The organism is Schinkia acidoalkalinis (assembly GCF_054301215.1).
In genome coordinates this window covers 3853998-3875903 of record NZ_CP182573.1, presented here as the reverse complement: position 1 = coordinate 3875903, position 21906 = coordinate 3853998, and the positions used below count along the sequence as shown (strand labels likewise).

The 21906-nt window shown below is 38.2% G+C and carries 20 protein-coding genes and 1 riboswitch; of the genes, 7 read left to right on the top strand and 13 right to left on the bottom strand.

Annotated features, from left to right (window positions below; genetic code table 11):
• Positions 1-2: 2 nt before the first annotated feature.
• The 3 genes from hflX to ACNQFZ_RS19730 form a co-directional block, all read right to left on the bottom strand.
• Complete coding sequence (hflX, locus tag ACNQFZ_RS19740) at positions 3-1265, bottom strand: GTPase HflX (protein WP_458413009.1); 1263 nt, start codon at positions 1263-1265, stop codon at positions 3-5.
• Between the two features lie 216 nt (positions 1266-1481).
• Positions 1482-2432 carry a stage V sporulation protein K gene (spoVK, locus tag ACNQFZ_RS19735; RefSeq protein WP_458413008.1) on the bottom strand — a complete coding sequence of 317 codons (951 nt, stop codon included), beginning with the start codon at positions 2430-2432 and terminating at the stop codon, positions 1482-1484.
• Between the two features lie 92 nt (positions 2433-2524).
• Entirely contained in the window at positions 2525-3466 is a 942-nt protein-coding gene (locus tag ACNQFZ_RS19730; protein WP_458413007.1) for a hypothetical protein, read from the bottom strand.
• Between the two features lie 205 nt (positions 3467-3671).
• Here ACNQFZ_RS19730 and ACNQFZ_RS19725 point away from each other — a divergent pair, with 205 nt between their 5' ends.
• A complete protein-coding gene (locus ACNQFZ_RS19725) occupies positions 3672-4550 on the top strand; it encodes a processed acidic surface protein (RefSeq protein ID WP_458413006.1) in 879 nt (292 codons plus the stop codon).
• A gap of 173 nt (positions 4551-4723) precedes the next feature.
• Here ACNQFZ_RS19725 and ACNQFZ_RS19720 read toward each other — a convergent pair whose 3' ends face one another.
• Both ACNQFZ_RS19720 and ACNQFZ_RS19715 read right to left on the bottom strand, forming a co-directional pair.
• Positions 4724-4975 (bottom strand): hypothetical protein, encoded by a 252-nt coding sequence (locus ACNQFZ_RS19720; RefSeq protein ID WP_458413005.1) that lies wholly within the window; start codon positions 4973-4975, stop codon positions 4724-4726.
• A 215-nt stretch (positions 4976-5190) separates the two neighbouring features.
• The gene (locus tag ACNQFZ_RS19715; protein ID WP_458413004.1) at positions 5191-5385 is read right to left on the bottom strand and encodes a hypothetical protein; all 195 of its coding nucleotides are present in this window, start codon (positions 5383-5385) and stop codon (positions 5191-5193) included.
• A 547-nt stretch (positions 5386-5932) separates the two neighbouring features.
• Between ACNQFZ_RS19715 and ACNQFZ_RS19710 the strand changes: the two genes are divergently transcribed.
• From ACNQFZ_RS19710 to ACNQFZ_RS19695, 4 genes are all read left to right on the top strand, one after another.
• Positions 5933-6814 carry a LysR family transcriptional regulator gene (locus ACNQFZ_RS19710; protein WP_458413003.1) on the top strand — a complete coding sequence of 294 codons (882 nt, stop codon included), beginning with the start codon at positions 5933-5935 and terminating at the stop codon, positions 6812-6814.
• Positions 6815-6832: 18 nt separating this feature from the next.
• Positions 6833-8044 carry an MFS transporter gene (locus ACNQFZ_RS19705; protein ID WP_458413002.1) on the top strand — a complete coding sequence of 404 codons (1212 nt, stop codon included), beginning with the start codon at positions 6833-6835 and terminating at the stop codon, positions 8042-8044.
• A gap of 214 nt (positions 8045-8258) precedes the next feature.
• Positions 8259-8395, top strand: a riboswitch (cyclic di-AMP (ydaO/yuaA leader).
• Between the two features lie 168 nt (positions 8396-8563).
• The gene (locus tag ACNQFZ_RS19700) at positions 8564-9901 is read left to right on the top strand and encodes a TrkH family potassium uptake protein (protein ID WP_458413001.1); all 1338 of its coding nucleotides are present in this window, start codon (positions 8564-8566) and stop codon (positions 9899-9901) included.
• Positions 9902-9920: 19 nt separating this feature from the next.
• Positions 9921-10577 (top strand): potassium channel family protein, encoded by a 657-nt coding sequence (locus tag ACNQFZ_RS19695; RefSeq protein ID WP_458415451.1) that lies wholly within the window; start codon positions 9921-9923, stop codon positions 10575-10577.
• A 43-nt stretch (positions 10578-10620) separates the two neighbouring features.
• On the opposite strand, the gene pepF is transcribed toward ACNQFZ_RS19695, so the two are convergent.
• From pepF to ACNQFZ_RS19680, 3 genes are all read right to left on the bottom strand, one after another.
• Entirely contained in the window at positions 10621-12408 is a 1788-nt protein-coding gene (gene pepF / locus ACNQFZ_RS19690) for an oligoendopeptidase F (protein WP_458413000.1), read from the bottom strand.
• Positions 12409-12573: 165 nt separating this feature from the next.
• A complete protein-coding gene (locus ACNQFZ_RS19685; RefSeq protein ID WP_458412999.1) occupies positions 12574-14835 on the bottom strand; it encodes a UvrD-helicase domain-containing protein in 2262 nt (753 codons plus the stop codon).
• 39 nt (positions 14836-14874) lie between these two features.
• On the bottom strand, positions 14875-15690 hold the full coding sequence (locus ACNQFZ_RS19680; protein ID WP_458412998.1) for a metallophosphoesterase: 816 nt from the start codon (positions 15688-15690) through the stop codon (positions 14875-14877).
• 585 nt (positions 15691-16275) lie between these two features.
• On the opposite strand from ACNQFZ_RS19680, the gene ACNQFZ_RS19675 reads away from it, so the two are divergent.
• The gene (locus ACNQFZ_RS19675; RefSeq protein ID WP_458415450.1) at positions 16276-17607 is read left to right on the top strand and encodes an arsenic transporter; all 1332 of its coding nucleotides are present in this window, start codon (positions 16276-16278) and stop codon (positions 17605-17607) included.
• Between the two features lie 59 nt (positions 17608-17666).
• Here ACNQFZ_RS19675 and ACNQFZ_RS19670 read toward each other — a convergent pair whose 3' ends face one another.
• From ACNQFZ_RS19670 to ACNQFZ_RS19650, 5 genes are all read right to left on the bottom strand, one after another.
• The gene (locus ACNQFZ_RS19670) at positions 17667-18005 is read right to left on the bottom strand and encodes a zinc ribbon domain-containing protein YjdM (protein ID WP_458412997.1); all 339 of its coding nucleotides are present in this window, start codon (positions 18003-18005) and stop codon (positions 17667-17669) included.
• Between the two features lie 135 nt (positions 18006-18140).
• Positions 18141-19799 carry a b(o/a)3-type cytochrome-c oxidase subunit 1 gene (locus tag ACNQFZ_RS19665; protein ID WP_458412996.1) on the bottom strand — a complete coding sequence of 553 codons (1659 nt, stop codon included), beginning with the start codon at positions 19797-19799 and terminating at the stop codon, positions 18141-18143.
• Positions 19799-20278: a cytochrome c oxidase subunit II gene (locus ACNQFZ_RS19660; RefSeq protein WP_458412995.1), complete on the bottom strand. Its 480-nt coding sequence runs from the start codon at positions 20276-20278 to the stop codon at positions 19799-19801. The genes ACNQFZ_RS19665 and ACNQFZ_RS19660 overlap by 1 nt, the downstream gene beginning before the upstream one ends.
• A gap of 29 nt (positions 20279-20307) precedes the next feature.
• Positions 20308-20448, bottom strand: a complete 141-nt coding sequence (locus ACNQFZ_RS19655) for a cytochrome c oxidase subunit 2A (RefSeq protein ID WP_458412994.1) — start codon at positions 20446-20448, stop codon at positions 20308-20310.
• Between the two features lie 194 nt (positions 20449-20642).
• Positions 20643-20816, bottom strand: coding sequence for a hypothetical protein (locus ACNQFZ_RS19650; protein ID WP_458412993.1), 174 nt, complete (start codon positions 20814-20816; stop codon positions 20643-20645).
• Between the two features lie 146 nt (positions 20817-20962).
• Between ACNQFZ_RS19650 and ACNQFZ_RS19645 the strand changes: the two genes are divergently transcribed.
• On the top strand, positions 20963-21886 hold the full coding sequence (locus ACNQFZ_RS19645) for an SDR family oxidoreductase (protein WP_458412992.1): 924 nt from the start codon (positions 20963-20965) through the stop codon (positions 21884-21886).
• Positions 21887-21906 lie beyond the last annotated feature (20 nt).

Sequence of the window (21906 nt, the reverse complement as noted above, 5' to 3'; positions counted from 1 at the left end):
CCTTAGTGAATATGAAAATCCTTTGTCTGTTGGTATAAAGCTAAGTTCGGGTTTATATACCCTTTACATTCATATTGCTCGTTTTGTTCATTAAAATGTTGTTCCAATAAAACTGTATCTGATTTTAATTGCGCCAACAATCGTCCATCTGAGCCCGGAATCATTAAATGGTAATATTCCATTTGATCTATCATCTTTGCTTCGATTATTTTCCGAAGAGTTTTCATATCTTCCTCATCAAAGGCACTAATGAACACCATATCATTTGTCGATGGAACAAAATGCGTTGAAACTAAATCTTTTTTATTATATACCGTTAGAATTGGGATGTCTTTAATATCCAGGCCCTCCAAAATTCGGTACACCGTTTTTTCATGGTTAAAATAATCAGGATTGGAACAATCCACAACATGTAAAATCAAATCTGCTTCACGTACCTCCTCTAATGTGGAGCGGAAGGCAGCAATCAAAGTTGTTGGCAAATCCTCAATAAATCCAACCGTATCGGTTAGTAGTGTTGTTAAACCACAAGGTAAAATAAACTTTCTTGTCATCGGGTCAAGCGTGGCAAACAATAAATTCTCCTCAAAGGAGCCCGCTTCTGTCAGTCTGTTAAAGATGGTGGATTTCCCTGCATTGGTGTAACCAACAAGGGAAATTTGGAACGTTTGATTTTTCTTTCTTCTTTCCCGGTAGCGATTGCGGTGTTCCACAATCGTTTTTAGATTGCCTTTGATTTCATCAATCCGGCGACGAATGTGGCGGCGGTCTGCTTCGAGCTTCGTTTCACCCGGACCTCTTGTACCAATTCCACCCCCAAGTCGTGATAATGCAAGCCCTTGCCCACCAAGACGCGGCAGCAAATATTCATACTGAGCTAACTCAACCTGAAGCTTACCTTCCTTTGACTTCGCTCTAGATGCGAAAATATCAAGAATGAGCTGGGTGCGGTCAATCACCCTTGCTTCAAACTTCTCGGCTAAATTCCGTGTTTGCGAAGGTGACAGCTCATCATTGAAAATAATCACATCAATCTCCAACTCTTGTTCCAACATGGCGATTTCTTCAATTTTCCCTTTTCCGATATACGTTGCCGAATGCACCTTCGGCCTTTTTTGCGAAAGGCTCATCATCACCTCACCGTGTGCCGTCTGTGTCAGTGAGGCTAATTCATCCATTGAATATAAAAACCGTTCATCATCCATATCTGGCAATTGACAGCCAACTAATAATGCACGTTCTTTTTTTATTTGATTTTCTATCAACGTCTTCCCTGCCTTTATTATCAATTCTTACTTTACTATATCAAAGTCAATTCGTATTTTCATCTAGTGTTCCATATTCTTTGGGGAATTAGTACTGGTTTATATTTGCTCAAGGGGCATTGCGTTACCGATTTTGCTTCCCTACCACAGTTTTGGGCACGTGAGAAACAAACTTGAATTTCGCCCAAAAGAAAAACCCTGTTTCCAAACAGAGCTTTACATATCACCAAAAACCAAATCCTCACTGCGAATCGTCTCTAAATCTTTTTTATCATATGCCTCGTACATCAACAATCGCATCGCCTGTTTGCGGACAGCCTTTTCAATAACATTACGGATATACCTTCCGTTGCTAAAAACATGCGGTGATTTATTATATTTTATGGATTGAAGCTGCTCTCTTAACTTCCATTCTGCCTCTTTTGAAAAAACATATTGGCGTTCATTCAACATTTTTTGGGCGATTTCCATTAATTGGTCTACCGTATAATCTGGAAACTCAATCACAAGTGGAAACCGTGAACGCAAGCCTGGATTTAAGGTAAGAAATTGATCCATTTCCTTTGCATAACCAGCTAGGATTAGAATAAATTCATTCTGGCGATCCTCCATATTTTTCACAAGCGTATCGATGGCTTCTTTGCCAAAGTCTTTTTCCCCTCCGCGCGCCAAGGAATAGGCTTCATCAACAAATAAAATGCCACCAAGCGCTTTTTTTATTAAATCCCTCGTTTTTTGAGCAGTATGACCAATATATTCGCCAACCAAATCCGCCCGTTCCACTTCAATTAAATGTCCTTTGGACAATGCATTCATATCTTTTAATAATTTTCCGATAAGCCTTGCCACCGTTGTTTTTCCCGTACCCGGATTGCCTTTAAAAAGCATATGGAGCACTTGCCCTCCTTTTAAAAGGCCATGCTCTTCACGAATCTTATTAATATAAATCCATGCGTAAATTTCTTTTATAACTTTTTTCATTTCCTCCATTCCAACAAGAGCACTCATTTCTTCCTCTATTCTTTTCAGAGGCTCATGCTTTGAATGGATCATTTCCTGCTGTTTCTCAAGTGACTTTGAAACCTTTGTTATTTTAACTGTCTTTTTCTCATTGTTTAACACAATGTTAATTTGACCGTTTTTATTCAATGTTACTGGCTGCTCCATATAAAGTCACCTCTCATTCATGAATATTATACGTAAGAGGTGCAAAAATTGTGACAAATGCCTATAAAAAAATGGAGAACTCGTTCTCCAACTTATGACAAACCTTCAATTAAAGAAATCCGCTTCTGTTCAGTTAAGCATACTTCTTCCTTAACACCATGATATTTTCTTTGTAATTGCGAAAGAATTTCTTCAACTTGTTTTAAAGTTTTCAAGGTTTGTTCATAAGATTCTTGTATATGACCATGTACGAACCAGTCCATAATAATCCCATCAAAAAAATAATCCGCAAATGTCAATAGACCGCTTATTTCCAGTCTACCTTGAGAAAACTTTTCAACATCTTTTAACTCTTCCTGAAAATGTCTTAATTCCCTTTGTGCATCATGAATTTCATCCTGTGAATCACTTATTCGACTATGTTTTATTGCCGTTGAAATGATGCCACCACCAAGCATGTCAAAGGTTGACCAGCTTTTGGCACTATCAAGTGATTGGAGAGCTTTCTTGAGTGAAGAACTTGCCTTTTTCCCTGCACTAATAGCTTCTTCATATTCTTTTAATTTTGAATGTAAATCTGCTTCAAGTTCGAGAAGTCCGTATAGTTTCTTACTTAAAGCCGGGTCTTTGGTATGTATGTGATTTTCTTTCTTACACAATATAGTATTATATTCAGATTCCACATTGGCGACTGTTGCGAGTTTTTGTTGAAGGTCTTTACTTTCTTCCTTTAAATCATGGACAGTCTTTGCCGCTTCTTGTAATTTTAAACGGGCGGCAATTAACTCTTGCTTTTCTTTGTCTAATTTTTCAAGTTTTTGACCAATTAAAGAATAAAAAATGCTCGCTACACCCAACGATTCAAGTTTTTCTACATCCTTTTGCTCTTTTTCCACTTGTTGTTCTGTATGTTGCATTTTTTCTTCTTCGATTTTGATTGTAGATAATACGTTTTGTAGGCGCTCTTCCCACTTTTCCTTCTTCCTCATTTGTTCCTTTACTTCTTTTAATTCAATATTTAATTGTTCGAACATTATGGTCACCTCAATTAATATGCCCTATTTCTTTTATATACGATAGATTCTTAATCAAGGTTTCATGTATTTTTTCTATTACTGCTTATTTACCTGCGTCTATACATTTTGAAATCCTCCCCATTTTTTTGGCGATAATTTTCACTCCTCAAGTTTTCCTATCGAGGGAACATTATAAAAGCACCAACAATAAAGGAGGTTTCCTATGGTCTACTTAAAAGCATGGCTACTGTGCTTATTTTCTTTCTCATTCTTGTTTGGACATCCAACAGCTTTTGCTGCTCCTCCAGAAAATGAATTAAACCAATACTTGGCGGAAATTGGCCTAACTAAAAAGGATTTACAGGATTATCTAGACTACTATGAAATTCCTTTGGAGGATTTTGATACCATAGAAGATCTAAAGGCTGTATTAGGTACACCAATCAATCCACAAAATGTACAGGAATTACTGACGAGATATAGTCTAACGGAAAAAGAGCTAAACGATCTTTTAGATCATTTTGGCGACGCAATGAGCGACTATAAATTTATTGAGGATTTGGATGCAGCCGTCGACTTTTATATAAACAACGATAAATATATGGCAGAAGTCGAAAACGGGTTATCCGAGATGGGGATCACAGAAGAAGAAGCCGAGCGTTTCTTTACTTATTTAGGCCAGGTGGAGGAAAATAACCAACATCAACTTGACCAAACAGAACAACTGGATACGCAGTTAGAAAAGTTTCTAGATGTAGGAGATACAGCAGATTTATCCGACAAGGAGCTTAATGAATTAGTACAAATTATGGAAGAATCCCTTTCCCTTTATGAGATTAAAGCCAAGTTTTCCATCAATAATAAGGATGTTACATTAAAAGAACTGTTAAAAATGAGGGACGTTCCGAGCGATTTATATACAAGAATATATAGTAATACTGGCGAGCTTCTTATTGACTTTACCGTACCAACGGAGTTTTTTGAGTCCGCAGAAGCTATCGACCAAGGGGAAGATATGATTCATATTGGGGAGATTTCGGATGATTATGTTGATTATATGCATGATGAAAAGTACGAACAAGGACAAAATGGATTAAAATAATAATGTCAATGGACCAAGCCTTAGTTCCAAATATTAGGCAAGCTTGATTCGCTGTAAGTGTAGGAACAGCAACGATTATACCTACTTCGTACACAAACCCAGTTAAACTCATTTTCTACGCGGATAAAACGGTTTATGAAGCAAAAAAGAATGGACACCATACATCTTGTTGTTTAGCGGACATGCACATGGTAGTTTCGAAATTTGCTGTCCGCATTTTTTCTATTTGCAGACATGCCATGGCTTGCTTTCCCAGTTCTTGTCCGCATTTTTCCTTTTTGTGGACATGCCATGGCTTGCTTTCCCAGTTCTTGTCCGCATTTTCCCTTTTTGTGGACATGCCATGGCTTGCTTTCCCAGTTCTTGTCCGCATTTTCCCTTTTTGCAGACATGCCATGGCTTGCTTTCCCAGTTCTTGTCCGCATTTTCCCTTTTTGTGGACATGCCACTACCCGTTTTCATAATTACTGTCTTCATTTTCTCATTTTGAAGACAAGCCAATATAGGCTTTCACAATTATTGTCTTCATCCTCTCATTTTGAGGTCATGCCACGAACGATTTTCACAATTGCTGTCCGCATTTTCCCTATTTTGCCTATAAACCCATCTAGCTTTCCCATTTGCTATTCTATTTTAGCGTTTAAACAATATCAAAAATATTTTCAATCCATCTTCCCAAACCACGCACTAACCAAAATAGAATACGAAACGGCAATAAGAGCAACTCAGGCACCCAAAACAGCACATCAAATATAAAATCGACAAATGTGTATCGATCACTGCTTTTCCTGCTCTTCCTCATTTTTTCTTTCTTTTTCTTCAACCAATCCTTCATGTCCTACTCCTCATCTTATATCAATCAATCAATAAATATTTACTTATTCGAGAAAAAATACTTGCACGGAATCCATATTTTCAACCAAAGATGTGCTTCCTCTTTCATTCAGCTATCTCCTGATTAGTTGTTAGATCAAATTAGTGCCATGTATACACAATACCATCCATCTCTTTGGTAACTTTGCTCTTTAGGAATCATTTTACTCCATTTGATTCCCTTTATGCTAAATTACTCGCCTCCATGGGAATCATCCCACTCCTTTGATTCCTATTTTGCCGAATTGCTCGCCTCCATGGGAATCATTTCACCCCATTAATTCTCTAAGCCTCACGAAAACCAACCTCACTATAATACGCCGCCTAAAAAATATTCTATTCATTTTATATCAAACTAATTTTAAAACAAAACACCACACGCATTTATTAAAAATCCAATCCATAACCACAAGTTATGAATTTCATGCATATTAACAATTAGAAGTTATACAAAATGAGGAGTATGATAAAGTAAAAATAAATATTCAAAACATATGAGGGCTATGACTATGGAATGGCATCAAATTAATTATTTTCAAACGGTAGCGAAAACGCAGCATATTACTCGTGCGGCGGAGCTATTATCGATTTCCCAGCCGGCACTAAGCCGTTCGATTGCCAAGCTTGAGGATGAACTAGGCGTTAAGCTTTTTGACCGTAAAGGTAGAAATATTTATTTAAATCGTTATGGGAAAATGTTTTTAAAACGTGTCGAGCAATCGATTAAACAAATTGAAATTGGGAAGCAGGAAATCATGGATGAGGTTCATCCAGATTACGGAACTATTTCTTTGGCCTTTCTCCCTTCACTTGGGATTAGCTTTGTTCCCGATATTTTGAGTTCTTATCGCGGGAAATATCCAAATGTAAAATTTCTTTTACACCAGGCTTCAAACGAAGAGATTTTAAAACAGGTAAAATCCGGTGGTGTCGATCTTGCACTTTTAATGGTACTGCAGGAGGACCAAGAAGTTTTTTGGCAGCCCTTATTAACAGAGGAATTGTATTTGATTGTATCTGTAAACCACCCGCTCGCTGCCTACGATGAATTGGATTTAAGCATGATCAAAGGGGAACCATTTATCACTTTTAAAGTGGGCTATGGATTACGAACGATTATTCATAATTTTTGCCTAGAAGCAGGACTTACGCCAGATATTGTATTTGAGGGGGAAGATATCGGCACTGTTTCCGGGTTGGTAAGTGCAGGCCTTGGCGTCTCACTGGTACCTAACGTAAAAGTAATTGATAAAAGTAAAGTAAAGCTCATCAGTGTCAAACATCCTATCAGCACGAGAAAAATTGGGATTGCACGGCTAAAAGATAGCTATTTATCACCCGTCACCGCAAAATTTATTGAATATGTAAAAGGAGTTTATGAAATCGACTAAAAGGGGTATGTTGTAAACATGAATTATATACAACGTGGGACACGCACATTTAAAATGGTCAACATTGCTTTATTTGCAGGAGGATTTAATACATTTGCAATACTCTGGGGGACTCAACCACTTCTGCCAGAAATAAGTAAAGAGTTTCATCTCTCACCTGCCGTATCAAGTCTTAGCCTATCTTCGACTACTATTGCTTTAGCTATTAGCATGCTCATTGCAGGTTCATTATCTGAAGTATTTGGTCGTAAACCCGTGATGACATTTGCTTTATTATCTTCATCGATTCTATCAATTTTAACAGCCTTTAGCCCCAACTTTCATTTACTGCTTCTATGCAGAATATTACAAGGGATTACGCTTGCAGGGCTGCCCGCTGTTGCAATGGCTTATTTAGGTGAAGAAATAGAAGCAAAAAGCTTAGGATATGCCATGGGTTTATATATTAGCGGCAATTCCGTCGGCGGTATGGCCGGTCGAATTATTAGCGGCATTTTATCAGATTTATTTGGTTGGCGCATGGCCTTAGCAGGCATTGGGATTGTCAGTTTACTTGCCAGCATCGTTTTCTTTATCATCTTGCCGAAATCAGCTCATTTCGAGCCACGGAAGCTAGCTGTAAAACCATTGGTAACCTCTCTATTTTCTCAATTTAAAGAGCCTGGCCTTATTTATATCTTTATGACCGGATTTTTATTAATGGGAAGCTTCGTTTCATTATATAACTATATTGGCTTTGAGTTGATTGCACCACCCTATTCTTTAAGCCAAACATTAGTTGGATTTATTTTTATCGTCTATACAGTTGGTACATTTAGTTCGACTTGGATGGGAATGTTGGCGGACCATCACGGGAAAAAGAAACTTTTACAAATATCATTAGTTATTTTATTGTTAGGTGCATGTATTACTTTAAATTCATCTTTATGGTTAAAAATTTTCGGAATTGCCGTCTTCACCTATGGATTTTTTGCCGGACATTCTATTGCCAGCGGTTGGATCGGACAATTGTCTACACATGATAAGGCGCAAGCATCAGGATTATACCTATTTTTCTATTATTTGGGATCAAGTATTGGCGGAACAGTTAGCGGTACATTCTATAGCGGCTTCGGCTGGGTCGGCGTCGTTTTGATAATTGTTGTTCTATCTTTTATTGCTATCATTCTATCCATGCGTTTAGGCATCACGGTTTCTAGAAAAATAAAATATTCTCCACACAAAGTGTAACCGCGAAGGCTAGCTTGAACGTCAATCAACGATATTCAAAGCTAGTCTTATTCGTTTCACGCTTAAAAATGAGAAAATCTTTGAACGGTTGTGAAAAATATTATTTTTGTTATAAATTTTGTCTAAAGAGCATAAATTTGGTTTATTTTGAACAAATATCGCACTTTTACCGGATTTACAAAAATTACACTATAGGCGTAATATATTCTCCATAATTTAAAAAAGGCCTAATCTCTATTTTGAGAACGGAGGAACCAATCTTTTGGGGTTAATTCTGCACGCAGAAGGGATGTGATACTCTTTCGCCATCCTACCCGTCAGCTAACTTCGTCGGCTAAAGCGAGGGAGGTCATCGGACCGCCTGTTTTCAGGGGGCTATTTTTGTTTTTTAAACAAAAAGTAAAAATAGCGATTACCTGCATGTAACGGTCTTTTTTTATGCCTACATACGTAGAGAAAACAGGCAAATAATATCTTTAATGAGAAATTAGTTTAATTTTTTACAACTAGGAGAAAAAGATGAAAAAATTAAAAAACAATCTTGATCCACCAAAGATTCTTGTCCTCGGCTTTGCCATTGTGATTTTGATTGGAACTTGTCTTTTAACACTTCCGATTGCGACTGCAGATGGGAATGGTCTTCCGTTTTTAGATGCTTTATTTACAGCAACATCTGCTACCTGTGTAACAGGTCTCGTTGTGGTCGATACCGGAAGTACATTTTCAACGTTTGGTGAACTTGTTATTCTATCACTCATCCAAGTGGGTGGCTTAGGTTTTATGACATTTGCCACGTTGTTCTTTATGTTATTAGGGAAAAAAATCTCCTTAAAAGAAAGGCTGCTCTTGAAGGAGGCTTTCAATAATGTAACCACAGCAGGCATTGTAAAATTGGCGAGACGAATATTAATTTTCACAGCAGTGATTGAATTGATTGGCGCCATCATTTTAGCGATTCGTTTTTCGTTTGATATGCCGGTCGGAACAGCCATTTATTTCGGATTTTTTCATTCCATCTCTAACTTCAATAATGCCGGCTTTGATTTAATGGGCGAGTTTCGGAGCCTGACCGGCTATGTGGATGATCCGACGGTCGTTCTAACCATCTGCTCGTTGATTACCCTTGGTGGCTTAGGTTTTATTGTAATGAATGAGCTTTTTGAATACCGTGACACCCGCATGTTGTCAGTAAACACAAAAGTCGTATTAATAACAACACTAATCCTAACGCTTGGGGCAACGATATTAATCTTCCTATTTGAATATGGGAATGAAAAAACGATTGGACCATTATCTTTTCTTGGTAAAACCTTGGGAGCATTATTTCAGGCAGTAACACCTCGAACGGCAGGTGCAAATACATTGCCAATCGCAGATTTAACACACCCTACTTTATTTCTGACGATTCTACTGATGTTTATTGGCGGTGGCTCCGGCTCCACTGCCGGGGGTATTAAAATTACGACTTTCGCCGTTTTAATGGCAACCGTGTGGGCGCAATTGAAAGGAAATGAAGATATTGTTTTATTTAAGCGGCGCATTGTCATCGAAACCATTTTAAAAGCCTTAACCGTTGCCACTAGCGGTGCCTTGATTGTGACAATTATTACGTTCTTATTGAGCATCACTGAACATGGGCAAAACTTTATCGTCTATTTATTTGAGGCCTCTTCCGCGTTTGGTACGGTAGGACTGTCTATGGGCTTAACTCCAGAGCTTTCACCAATAGGCCGTTTTCTTATTATTTTTACAATGTTTGCCGGTCGCTTAGGACCATTAACCCTTGCTTTTGCAATTACGAAAAGGAGAAAACAAGAAGCTTTTAAATATCTAAAAGGAAATATCATGATTGGCTAAGAAGGACGTGAATTTTGGTATGGCAAAAAAACAGTATGCAGTGATTGGGCTGGGCCGGTTTGGAACTAGTGTTGCCCGAAGGCTCCATGAAGCAGGGCAAGAGGTCCTGGGAATTGACATTAACGAAGAACGAGTGGAAGACGCAGAGAAATATATTACACATGGTGTTGTCGCCGATACAACAGACGAAAAAGCCCTTACATCAATTGGAATTCGCAATTTTGATGTAGCCATTGTCGCAATCGGCAATGATATCCAATCCAGCATCTTAACCAGTATGCTGCTAAAGGATTTAGGTGTTGTAAAAATTATTGCAAAATGTCAAGGAAAGCGGCACGGACATGTGTTGGATAAAATCGGTGTCGATATGCTTATTTTCCCTGAAAGAGATATGGGCGAACGCGTAGCCAATCAATTATTAACTCCAAATATGTTGAATTATATTGAGCTATCAAAGGAATATAATATCGAAGAAATTATGATTCCTGTAAAAATGGCAGGGAAAAGCCTACGACAACTGGACATTCGTGCCAAATATAATGTAAGTGTCATCGCCATTATTAGCCAAGGGAATATTATTGTATCCCCTTCACCAGATCAGACGATTCAAGAAGGAGATTTACTTGTGATGATTGGGAATCGCGCAGATTTGGCTAAATTTTCAAGTATAGAATAAGCTGACAGGGGGCTGATTTTTCAGCCCCCCGTCCATCGTTATCTTATAGTTCTGCAAACTCCTCGACCAATTCCATAAATCGCTTCAATGCATTGTCAATTGGTGTTGGCGTCGTTAAATCGACACCTGTTTTCTTTAACAATTCAAGCGGATAGTCGGAGCTGCCGCTCTTTAAAAATTCCAAGTAAGAATTGATCGTCTTTTGGTCTCCTTCCAGTATTTTCGTTGCCAAGTGGATAGCTGAAGCAAAACCCGTCGCATATTTATAAACATAAAATGGGCGATAAAAATGCGGGATTCGTGACCAGCCAAATTTAACCTCCTCGTCAAACACAATATCAGGTCCATTATATTCTCTAAATAAACCTTCGTAGGTTTGATTGAATACTTCTACATTCAGAGGCACCCCATTTTCCGCCATTTCATGTGTTTTCATCTCGAATTCAGCAAACATAACTTGAGTAAAAAATGTGCCTTTAAATTGATTTAAGAAATGATTTAAAAGATATTTGCGCACTTTTTGATCTTTTTCATTATTTAATAAATAGTTTATTAATAAAACCTCATTTACGGTTGAAGCTACTTCTGCAACAAATATGCTGTAGCCAGCGGTAATTTGCGGCTGGTATTGTGAGCTCAGTTTACTATGGACCCCATGGCCGCATTCGTGAACGAGCGTAAATAAACTATCGATATCATCCTGATGGTTTAAAAGTATATACGGATGAACGCCGTAAATTCCCAGATTATATGCCCCTGACCGTTTTCCAGGTGTTTCGCGGACATCAAGATACCTGGACTTTTTAAACTCCTTTAAAATGTTTAGGTAATCTTCACCAAGTGGTTCTAAGGCCTTTAGCATCGTTTCGAAAGCTTCTTCATAAGGAATGACTTGTTTTACACCTTGAACAAGTGGCACACTTAAATCATATTGGCGAAGTTCATCGATCTGTAATTTTTCTTTCCTAATTTTAGTATACTGATGCATCGACGCGATATTGTCTTTCGTAGCTTTTATCAGGTTAACATATACCTCTTTAGGAACCTTATCGCCAAATAATGCTTTCTCTAACGCTGATGGGTATTGGCGAATTTTTGCTAATGTAACATTATTTTTTATCGCTGCTGAAAGTGTAGAAGCAATCGTATTCTTTGACTCTACATAGGGTTTATAATAGGACTTGTAGGCTTCACGGCGTTTTTCGCGGTCTTCATCTTCGATTAGTTTGGAATACATTCCTCTTGTTAGCTCCACCTTTTCGCCATTTTCACCAGTTACTTCCCCAAATTTGATATCAGCATTATTAATCATTCCATACGTGGTGCTTGGCGCGGACAAGGCTTCACCCAACTGGGATAGGATTTCTTCCTGTTCCTTGCTCAGAACATGGGGCTTGTAACGAAAAGCATCAAGCAGGTCTTCTTCAAAATACTTTAGCCCTTCTTCTTCAGCGATATAGTCTTTTAGAGTTTCTTCATCTAAGCTTAATAAATACGGCATAAAAAATGATGTTGCAGCACTAATCTTAACACTAAGCGATTTTGCCCGGTCAAGTAGGGACTGTGAATTTGTATCTCTTGTGTCTTCGTCCACTTTTAACATGCAGTAGGCATAAATGTGTTTAAACTTATAAGATAATTCTTCTTGCTCTTTTAGATACGTGCACAAATCTTTACTATTGTGAATCGCGCCATCAAATTGCTTCAGCTCTTCCGTCATTTTTCCAACTTGGCTGAAGTCTTCCTCCCATTTGCTAATATCTGAATAGATCTCTTCTAAATTCCATGTTTCATCAACAGGGACTTCAGATCTCGAAGTGTATGTTTTCATAGAATATCTCCTTTTGAATAAATCTTTGTATTATCGTATTAGTATTTGCAAAACAACATGTATAAAAGTACTTTCGTTATGTATAAATTTTACCATAATTAGTTTGCATACTAAAAAGACAAAACCCTTACTTTAGGATTTTGCCTTACAAAATAACATAATGAATTACATTACCCTACTCGCTTTCACCATTTTCGAATCACATAATGGGCAGTTTCTTTCTTCTAGATGGGCTTCTTCATAAGTAGTAATGCGAACCCAAGCATTGCATTCTGCACTTGTGCAATCCCACACTAGTGCCTCTTCTCTTTGCCGCTTACGCTCTCCTTTTTTATTTCCTTTTTCAGTGCTCTTATTCTCGGCAGCAAATGGCTCTAAGAAAAATCTTGATACGTCAACATTTTCGCCACGATAAGAGGCTGGTGAACTTATATATAGTTCTTCCTTTGCCCGAGTAACAGCGACATAGGCAAGGCGACGTTCTTCCTCCACCGCTTCCGCAATTTTTTTCTTATTATTATCTTGAGGAAGAATCATATCGCTCCGCTTATCAGCATCCATAGATGAACTGTGAGGCAAAATTGTTTCCGATGCACCGATGAGGTATACAACAGGAAATTCCAGCCCTTTTGCCCGATGAATGGTCATAAGTGACACACAATCAGTCTTGTGATTTTTCTGAAGAGCTTCCATTTCTTTATTTTTTTCAATGATTTGATCAATGAAAGCGACGAATTCGTCGATATTACTAAACTTCCTCGCAGATGACTCAAGTTCCGCCAATGTTTCTTTCAACATTTCTTTATGCATCGTTAAGTTTTTACGTTCATCCGCTTCCAGATATTTATCGTAAAACTTACGAATCGTTTTAATTGCCTCCACCGGTTTCATTTCTTTTAGCTTTTCAATCAGCTTGAGACGCTCGGAAATTTGCTGTTGTTGAAAGGGTTTTAATAACGGCAAATTCAGCAGATGCTTATATATTTTCTTCTTCGGCTGATGGAGCTGTTCCATTTGCACATACTCCATCACTCTTTCACGATTAAGGTAAAGCGTCGTTAAAACCCCTTCTAAAGCGTGTTGATCCAACGGGTTTAACGCTAATCGCATGTAATCGATAACAGGCTTCACAATCGCTTGCTCATAAAAATTATTGCCTTTACTATAAGAAACAAAAGGGATTTTTTGCATGACCAACTGTTCAAAGATCGCGCGGCTATTGCTCATTGTCCGGTGGAGAATAGCATAATCACTGTACCTTCTTTTCCCTTCCTTCACTTCTCTTACAATCTGCTCGATGATCATTCTTGCTTCATCATCCGTTGAGCTTGGTCGCATAAATAGAGGTTTTTGTTCGCTCGCCTGTACAGCTTTTAACGTTTTCACATGACGTCCCTCATTATAAGAAATCGTCTTATTGGCAAGTCCGACTATACTTGTCGTGGAGCGATAATTAATATCTAATGTAAATCTTTTAGCTGATGGATACTCTTTATCAAAATCAAGTATATTTTTTATAACTGCCCCGTTAAAAGTAAAAATTGTCTGGTCATCATCACCCACGACAAATAAATTATTTTCTGGTTCGGCAATCATTTTGATTAACTCATATTGAATCGGATTTGTATCCTGCCACTCATCGCAAAGAATATAACGAAATCGATTTTGCAACGATTTTAATAAAGCGGGATTGGAGCGCAATAGAAAGTAAGATTCCAAAAGGATATCATCAAAATCAATGAATTGTCTTGAAGCCTTCCATCGCTCATATTTTTGCAGAATTTGTTTAACCTCCTTGTCAACACTTGTCTTCTCAGGAAGATCGCTAGCCCTTGTCATATTATTTTTATAAAATGAGAGTAGTGCAAGCAGAGTCTCGGGTTCGTATGCATCTTGAAGGCCCATTTCCTTCAATAATATTTTAATGGCAACTTGCTTTTGCTTTTCACTTGTAAGTAGTTTCTGTGTATATCCTTGACTCATGATGACACGCAAAAATACCGAATGAAAGGTACCTGCGATCATGCCACGTGTAATAGCTGGCGTTAATCCTGGCAAATTTGCAATTCTATCTTTCATTTCATCGGCTGCCTTTTTAGTAAAGGTAACAAGAAGAATATTATTCGGATTGACTTTATGTACTGATAGTAAATAACCTGTTCTCGAAGCAAGAACCCTCGTTTTGCCGCTGCCAGCCCCGGCTAATACTAAAGCCGGGCCTTGTGTGTGCCGGACAGCTTCTAATTGCGGTTTATTCAGTTTAATTCCACTTTTTTCTAACGCTCTAAAATAAAAAGCATCCATTTCATGATCGTTAACGAGCTGTTCTGTCGTTTCGGTACTTGCCAAATCAGCTTCAAACGTCTTTTGGGTCGTTGCTCCATTTGGATACTCTTGGTAATTAGATGGTAGATGATGCAGTTTCAAAGAACTCGACTCCCTAAACTTAAACTTTGCTTCTAGTATTCAATGATTTTCATTTAAAATTGTAATGAAACTTATCTGACTTTGATTTAAAAAGCGTATTGGCCATCTGCTTGTGCCCAGCCCACTATCAATATATAAGTAACGATTTTCACCAAGTTTAAATGGACCTTTATCGTATTTAGGAAAAAGGCCTTGGTCAGGTACGATAAGCGCCCCCAACAACGGAAACCTAATTTGCCCGCCATGAGTATGGCCGCTTAAAATTAGATCAACTGAGTTACTGTTAATTGATTTTATCACACTAGGAGAATGGGACAGGAGCAAAGTATATTGTTGTTTACGAATACCGGACAATGCTTTTTTTAAATTACCATGTCCTGTTGTATAGTCATCTACTCCAACTAGGTTAATAGCTGTATTCCCTACTATGATGTGGGTGCTTTCATTATTTAAAACCCTTACATTTTGTTTTTTTAGCTCTTCTAAAAGTTTATCAAAAAGTGGATTTCCCCACTCATGATTACCAGCTACAAAAAAGAGATTAGAATTAATGAATGTAAGATTTTCAATGAAATGAAGTACATTCTTTAGATTTTTAGTACGTCTATCAATGAGGTCACCCGTAATCACGATTAAGTCTGCCTTTGTATTTTTCACAACTTTTATTAAATCTTTATTATGGTTTCGAAACATTTTATTATGCATGTCGGTAATCTGCAATATTGTAAATTTCGACCCCTGTGGCATTTTATTACTATGAAACTTGATTTTATTGACCATAAAACAATTGGTATCATAATAAATTTTAGCCATAATGACGACAAACACAAGTAAGAAGAAAATGAGGACCATCATGTCGCCCACCACCCAACAAATTTTACCTCATTGCTTTTTAGTGTAGCATTGAGTATAAATGCTGGCAATTCTGGGGACCAATGGACATAAAAGAAGAAATAGTTACGTAAGTGGGAGCCCACCCAGTATTAAACATGTTTGTATGATCCATTTCTTTTTCCCTCTTTTTATAACAAAATAATTTTGACTTGCCCCACAATTCAGCTAGTTTCCCGGACAAAGCAAAAACACACTGGAAAGATCAGTGTGTTTTTTATAGAATAGCTGATTCATAGCAATCAAATAAAAGTATAGTAATATAGTATAAATATTCATTAGTCTAGTCAATAGAAAAATAATGGGACATAGGCTACATGTTTTTTACTGATAAGTATCTTTGTATGGATTAAAGCGGATTTATTAAAAATCGGGTATGGGACCTAAAGCAGGCTGTATTCAGGGTACATATAATTACAGTACAACATCACTAGCGTGATAGATGGAAGGGAGGGACAAATGCTGACGATCTAACAAAGGAGGTCACAATGTTTTAAAACAATATCATGAAATAACGAACAATACAGAAAGGAGAAAAATATGCAACCAATGGTTTGGATAACGATCTTAACATTCATCGTAACACTTGGTTTCATCTTTTGGAGGCCCAGAGGACTTAATGAAGCAATTCCAGCAACCATCGGTGCACTCATTGTCATTATTAGCGGAAGCGTACCAATTAGCGACCTCGGAATCATAACCGAAACAATTAGTGGAGCAGCTATTACTATTATAGCAACAATCGTAATGGCAATTGTACTAGAAAGCTTTGGCTTTTTTAATTGGGTTGCAGAGAAACTGGCGGAAATAGCAAAAGGATCGGGTATTCGCTTATTCTGGTATATTAACCTTCTATGTTTTCTCATGACACTTTTTTTTAACAATGATGGCAGCATTTTAATTACAACCCCCATCCTTGTTATGTTATTAAATAATATGGGGTTAAAAAACCATGAAAAAATCCCTTATCTGCTATCGGGAGCACTCATTGCAACTGCCTCAAGTGCACCGATTGGTGTTAGTAATATTGTCAATCTAATTGCTCTTAAAATTGTCGAAATGAGTTTATATATGCAAGCAGCGATGATGTTTGTTCCTGCAACACTTGGATTGCTTTTATTAGTGGGGCTCTTGTTTCTTCGCTTTAAAAAAATCTTACCTAAAACTGTCCCTACTAAAGTAACAGGACTATCACTCCCTTCATACCATCCTCTGAAGCATAATCCTTTAACCACTACGGATAAGGGCCGTACGCGGTTTATGTTATACGTCCTGCTTTTTATTTTTGCTGTCCGTATCAGTCTCTTTATAGCTTCCTTCTTGTCAATTCCAGTCCCGTTAATGGCTGTTCTTGGATCGCTCATTCTCTTAAGCTGGAGATGGGTCTATTTAAAAATTTCACCAGTTGATATGTTGAAAAAAACACCATGGTATATCATAGTTTTCGCTTTTAGTATGTATGTGATTATTTATGGTTTAAATAATATAGGTTTATCAGAGTGGTTGACAGGATTTATGCATCCTCTCGTTTCCGGAAGCCTACTTAATGCAAGTGTGTTAATGGGATTACTTTTATCTGTACTTTCCAATTTATTTAACAATCACCCTGCGCTAATGATTGGAACGATTACATTAACCAACCTTAATCTCGATTTGCTTTCCTTGAAAGTTTCCTACCTAGCAAGTGTGATTGGCAGTGATGTTGGCTCTTTAATTCTCCCAATTGGAACACTTGCAACGCTAATGTGGATGCATATTATTAAGCGTGGAAAAGTTGTTATTACGTGGTGGGATTATATAAGGACCACAATCGTGGTCATACCACCAACAATGATTTTTACATTAGTTGTTTTATATTATTGGGTATCATGGCTTTTTTAATTAAAAGCCGATATGGGGACAAAAAGCAGGTAATTCATAGTGAACTACCTGCTTTTCATTTATACCTTTTTTACAAATTCGGATTTTAATTTCATAGCTCCAATTCCATCAATCTTGCAATCAATATCATGGTCGCCATCAACTAAGCGAATATTTTTCACTTTTGTTCCTATTTTTACAACTAATGATGTCCCTTTTACTTTAAGGTCTTTAATGACAGTTACAGTATCACCATCTTGCAAAACGTTCCCATTCGCGTCTTTAATGATTTTTTGGTCCTCACTATTTTCTTTCCCATCTTGTGACCACTCATGTGCACACTCTGGGCAAATAAATAGATTGCCATCCTCATATGTATATTCTGACTTACATTCTGGACAATTCGGTAAATTTCCCATTGGCTTTCCCTCCATTCTTTTACTCTTATATCATAACTTTACTGTGTTGGCAATGGTTACCTAAAGGCGACAAATGAAAGAGCCTGTCCAATTGTCTAGTAAAAGACATTTGAAACAGGCCCATTGTTTGAATGATTATTTGCGTCCAATAACATTTGTATATCCAGGTGATCCTGGAGGCGCATTTTGAATCATGTCGATAAACGGAATGGTGTATGCAAATATTACTAACGCTAATGTAACGGCAACCCATAATTTGAAGTTCTCAAAAACAGCTGGTACTTTTTCAGCCTTATCGTGAACTTCTCCAACAGGAAACTCTTGCTCCCCTTTTGGCGCGTAAAAGGCAAGGTTAATAAAAATATAGACCATGAGCAAGGCGCCTAAGAATAAAATGCTACCACCAATTGCTTGGGCGATTTGGTAAGGTATCCAAGCTAGGCTATCAGGGTTGCTTGCATAGGTAGAAAACGCTGAGCGCCGTGGTGCACCAAGTAAACCTTCAGCATGCATGGCACCTGACATGAACACCATACCGATTGTCCACAACCAAGTTTGAATCAATGCTAATTTATTCATTTTAGGTGTTAATGTTCGCCCAGTAAGAGAAGGCACTAGCCAGAACGCCACCCCAAAAAATGTCATAGCTACAGCAGAACCAACTGTTAAATGAAAGTGCCCGGTAACCCAAATCGTGTTATGAACAACTTGGTTCATTTGGTGAGAGGCGTTAACTAATCCGCCGGCACCACCAAAGGCGAAGAATACCATACCCATGAACGGTGCAAAGAAACGGGCATCTTTCCATGGCAATTTTTTCCACCAACCCATTAAACCTGTAGCTCCCAATTCACGTCCACGCATTTCAAATGTTGCAAATAACGCAAAAGCGGTCATTAAAGAAGGAATTACGACTAAGAATGTTAACACAACTTGTAGGTATTTCCAGAATGGATCAATTCCTGGCTCCAGAAGCTGATGGTGGAATCCAACTGGAATTGAGAAAAGAATAAACAAAACGAATGATAAGCGGGCTAATGCATCACTAAAGATTTTACCGCCGATGATTTTTGGTACGATTACGTACCAAGCCATGTAAGCAGGTAATAACCAGAAGTAAACTAATGGGTGACCGAAGTACCAGAACAAGGTACGGCTAATTAAAACGTCGATGGTTGGCACAAGGCCTAAAGACCATGGAATAATTTGTACCAATACCGTTGTTGCTAATCCAAGACAAGCAACTAACCACATGAGCATTGTACTTACGCCCATAAAGCTTAGAAGCGGTGTTACCTGGCCAGGGTTTTCTTTTTTCCAACGCGCATGGCGATGGAACACTACAAATCCGCACACCCAACTACCTACTACAACAAGTGTAAGACCGACGTAATGTAAGGGATGAGCCATTAATGGTGCATACATTGTGTATAGGACTGAACTTTGACCAAGTAAGATGAAAGTCGCCGTAATTGCCACACCAATTGTCATCATCCAATAGCCAATCCAAGCCCAGCGGCGCTCACCGTCTGTGTAGGTTCCTGCAGTCTTACTTTGGGTTGCAAAAATAAAACCAATAATGAAGAAAGTTGTTAAGACCAGCGCTAATAATACACCGTGGACGGTTAAAACCTGATAATAGGTTATGCCACCTGGAAGCGTAACTTTACCAGAACGTACTAACACTTGTAGTAAACCGGCAGTGGCACCTAAAAATAAAGAGATAAATGCAACGTAAAAATGAGCCATTGACAGTTTAGCATCTTTTGGGTCAATACTTATTACAGCTTTCATTACTCAACCACCTCCAAAGTTGCAAACATTAAGTGGTGACCTAAACCACAATATTCGTTACAAACAATGGTGTATTTACCAGGCTTATTAAATGTAGTTTCAACTGTATTAATATAACCAGGCTCCAACATCATGTTCGCATTTGAACCAGCAACTTCAAAACCATGGACTACGTCTTTCGTTGTTCCTATAAAGGTAACTTTAGATCCGACTGGAACTTGAATAACCTTATTAGGACCAACATCATAGTTAAATGCAGATGCTACAAGAACTAGCTCATACTCTTTGTCACCAACCTGCTTAAGACCTGGATGATCAAATGGTGCAGTCGTGTCGACTTTTGCTGGATCTACAGTCACTAGACAGCTAGGTGGTTGGTTTCCCATGTAAAATGCACTAACACCAATGGTAATTGTGAATACTAGTAATGCGGCAATACCAAATAGCAGCCAAATTTTTTCATACTTATGCATGTGCATGGCTTCCATTGCTCCTTTCTACATTTAGATTAACGATCCATGTACAAACTAAATACGCCAAACCAGGTAACGACCAGAATGATTCCAAGAATAGTAGTCATTACAAGTGTTCCTCTTAATGTGCCACTATCTTCTACTTGAGTCTTTTGATGCAACTCTGGTTTTGCCATGTAAATCACATCCCTTCAAATAATTAGAAATACCTGTTTACAAGGTCATTATGACAAAAATCACAGTTTGTCCATATCGAATCCGCCACATTTTGGCAAGTTTCATAAATATTTCATATTTCTTTCACAAAACTTTAAAAAGCCAATTCTTTTGATAAAAAACGATTACAAGAATTGGCCAACCTTTCCCTTTCTTATAGGATTGGATCGTACTGTTCATACTGTGGATTACAATAATACGGCGGACGCATGCCTATTAATGGCATTGTGAAAGGAATTTGATTTGTATTGTAGAAAACCTCAACCTTTTCATCTGAATGATTGACTAACAAAAGTTCTACCTCAGGATTATAGTAATAATTTTGCAAAGTAATGACCCCCAATAATATTTAGCTTTTTTACCATATTCATTATTTCAAAGTCTTGTGCAAACCTTTCCCATACATAATCAGGCACTTTACCGACTCCATTCACATACTGTAATGCAAAATGCTAATTTGAGGAGGAATTCCCCTTGCCTGAAAACAATCAAACTACGAATCAAGAATATCCCTTGTATCCGAATTACGGAAAAATCACCCGCTTCCAAAATATAGCGATGACCGTTCCGGAACAGCGCCAATTCCGCCAGCCTGGTGTGGAAAGTCTAATGGTACCAAGACCAATTATTGAGAATCCGAACTATAAGGGCAGCTGTAAACTTGCGGGTAAAACCGCTCTAATCACCGGGGGCGACAGCGGGATGGGAGCTGCTGCAGCCATTGCTTTTGCAAAGGAAGGCGCAGATGTTGCGATTGCCTATTTAGACGAACACGAGGATGCCAACCGTACAAAAACGAGGATTGAAGAGCTTGGACAACGGTGTTTATTATTGCCAGGTGACCTTCGGGAGAAAAAGCAATGCATTCACATCGTTGAGGAAACGATAAGAACATTTGGAAAGCTCGATGTCCTCTGCAACCATGTCGGTATTCAGTTCCAACAACTAAGCTTGCTCGATATTTCCGATGAACAGTTTGATGACACATTTAAAGTAAATATTTACTCTCATTTTTATGTGACAAGAGCAGCATTATCCTACTTAAAAGCAGGAAGTTCGATTATCAATACAGCTTCCGTTGTTGCCTATTATGGAAATGAGCAATTGATTGATTATACGGCAACAAAGGCAGCCAACGTAGGCTTCACCCGTGCTTTGGCCAATAATTTAGTTGAGAAAGGAATCCGGGTAAACGCCATTGCACCAGGGCGGATCTGGACGCCCCTAATTCCAGCTAGTTTTTCAGCAGACCAGGTTGCACTTGCAAACAATCCAATGGATCGACAGGGCCAGCCCTTTGAAATTGCCCCTGCCTTTGTTTTTCTTGCCAGCGATGATTCACGTTTTGTAACCGGGCAAACCATACACGTAAACGGAGGACAAGTGATGTCATCTTAAAGAAAAAAAAGCCAATTCAC

Coding starts and splice junctions, on each gene's coding strand:
- ACNQFZ_RS19720 (WP_458413005.1), bottom strand. CDS start 4,975: ATGCGGACAAGAACTGGGAAAGCAAGCCATGGCATGTCTGCAAAAAGG.
- ACNQFZ_RS19705 (WP_458413002.1), top strand. CDS start 6,833: ATGAATTATATACAACGTGGGACACGCACATTTAAAATGGTCAACATT.
- ACNQFZ_RS19710 (WP_458413003.1), top strand. CDS start 5,933: ATGGAATGGCATCAAATTAATTATTTTCAAACGGTAGCGAAAACGCAG.
- ACNQFZ_RS19695 (WP_458415451.1), top strand. CDS start 9,921: ATGGCAAAAAAACAGTATGCAGTGATTGGGCTGGGCCGGTTTGGAACT.
- ACNQFZ_RS19665 (WP_458412996.1), bottom strand. CDS start 19,799: ATGAAAGCTGTAATAAGTATTGACCCAAAAGATGCTAAACTGTCAATG.
- ACNQFZ_RS19660 (WP_458412995.1), bottom strand. CDS start 20,278: ATGCACATGCATAAGTATGAAAAAATTTGGCTGCTATTTGGTATTGCC.
- ACNQFZ_RS19700 (WP_458413001.1), top strand. CDS start 8,564: ATGAAAAAATTAAAAAACAATCTTGATCCACCAAAGATTCTTGTCCTC.
- pepF (WP_458413000.1), bottom strand. CDS start 12,408: ATGAAAACATACACTTCGAGATCTGAAGTCCCTGTTGATGAAACATGG.
- ACNQFZ_RS19715 (WP_458413004.1), bottom strand. CDS start 5,385: ATGAAGGATTGGTTGAAGAAAAAGAAAGAAAAAATGAGGAAGAGCAGG.
- ACNQFZ_RS19725 (WP_458413006.1), top strand. CDS start 3,672: ATGGTCTACTTAAAAGCATGGCTACTGTGCTTATTTTCTTTCTCATTC.
- ACNQFZ_RS19655 (WP_458412994.1), bottom strand. CDS start 20,448: ATGGCAAAACCAGAGTTGCATCAAAAGACTCAAGTAGAAGATAGTGGC.
- ACNQFZ_RS19675 (WP_458415450.1), top strand. CDS start 16,276: ATGGTTTGGATAACGATCTTAACATTCATCGTAACACTTGGTTTCATC.
- spoVK (WP_458413008.1), bottom strand. CDS start 2,432: ATGGAGCAGCCAGTAACATTGAATAAAAACGGTCAAATTAACATTGTG.
- ACNQFZ_RS19730 (WP_458413007.1), bottom strand. CDS start 3,466: ATGTTCGAACAATTAAATATTGAATTAAAAGAAGTAAAGGAACAAATG.
- ACNQFZ_RS19680 (WP_458412998.1), bottom strand. CDS start 15,690: ATGATGGTCCTCATTTTCTTCTTACTTGTGTTTGTCGTCATTATGGCT.
- ACNQFZ_RS19670 (WP_458412997.1), bottom strand. CDS start 18,005: ATGGGAAATTTACCGAATTGTCCAGAATGTAAGTCAGAATATACATAT.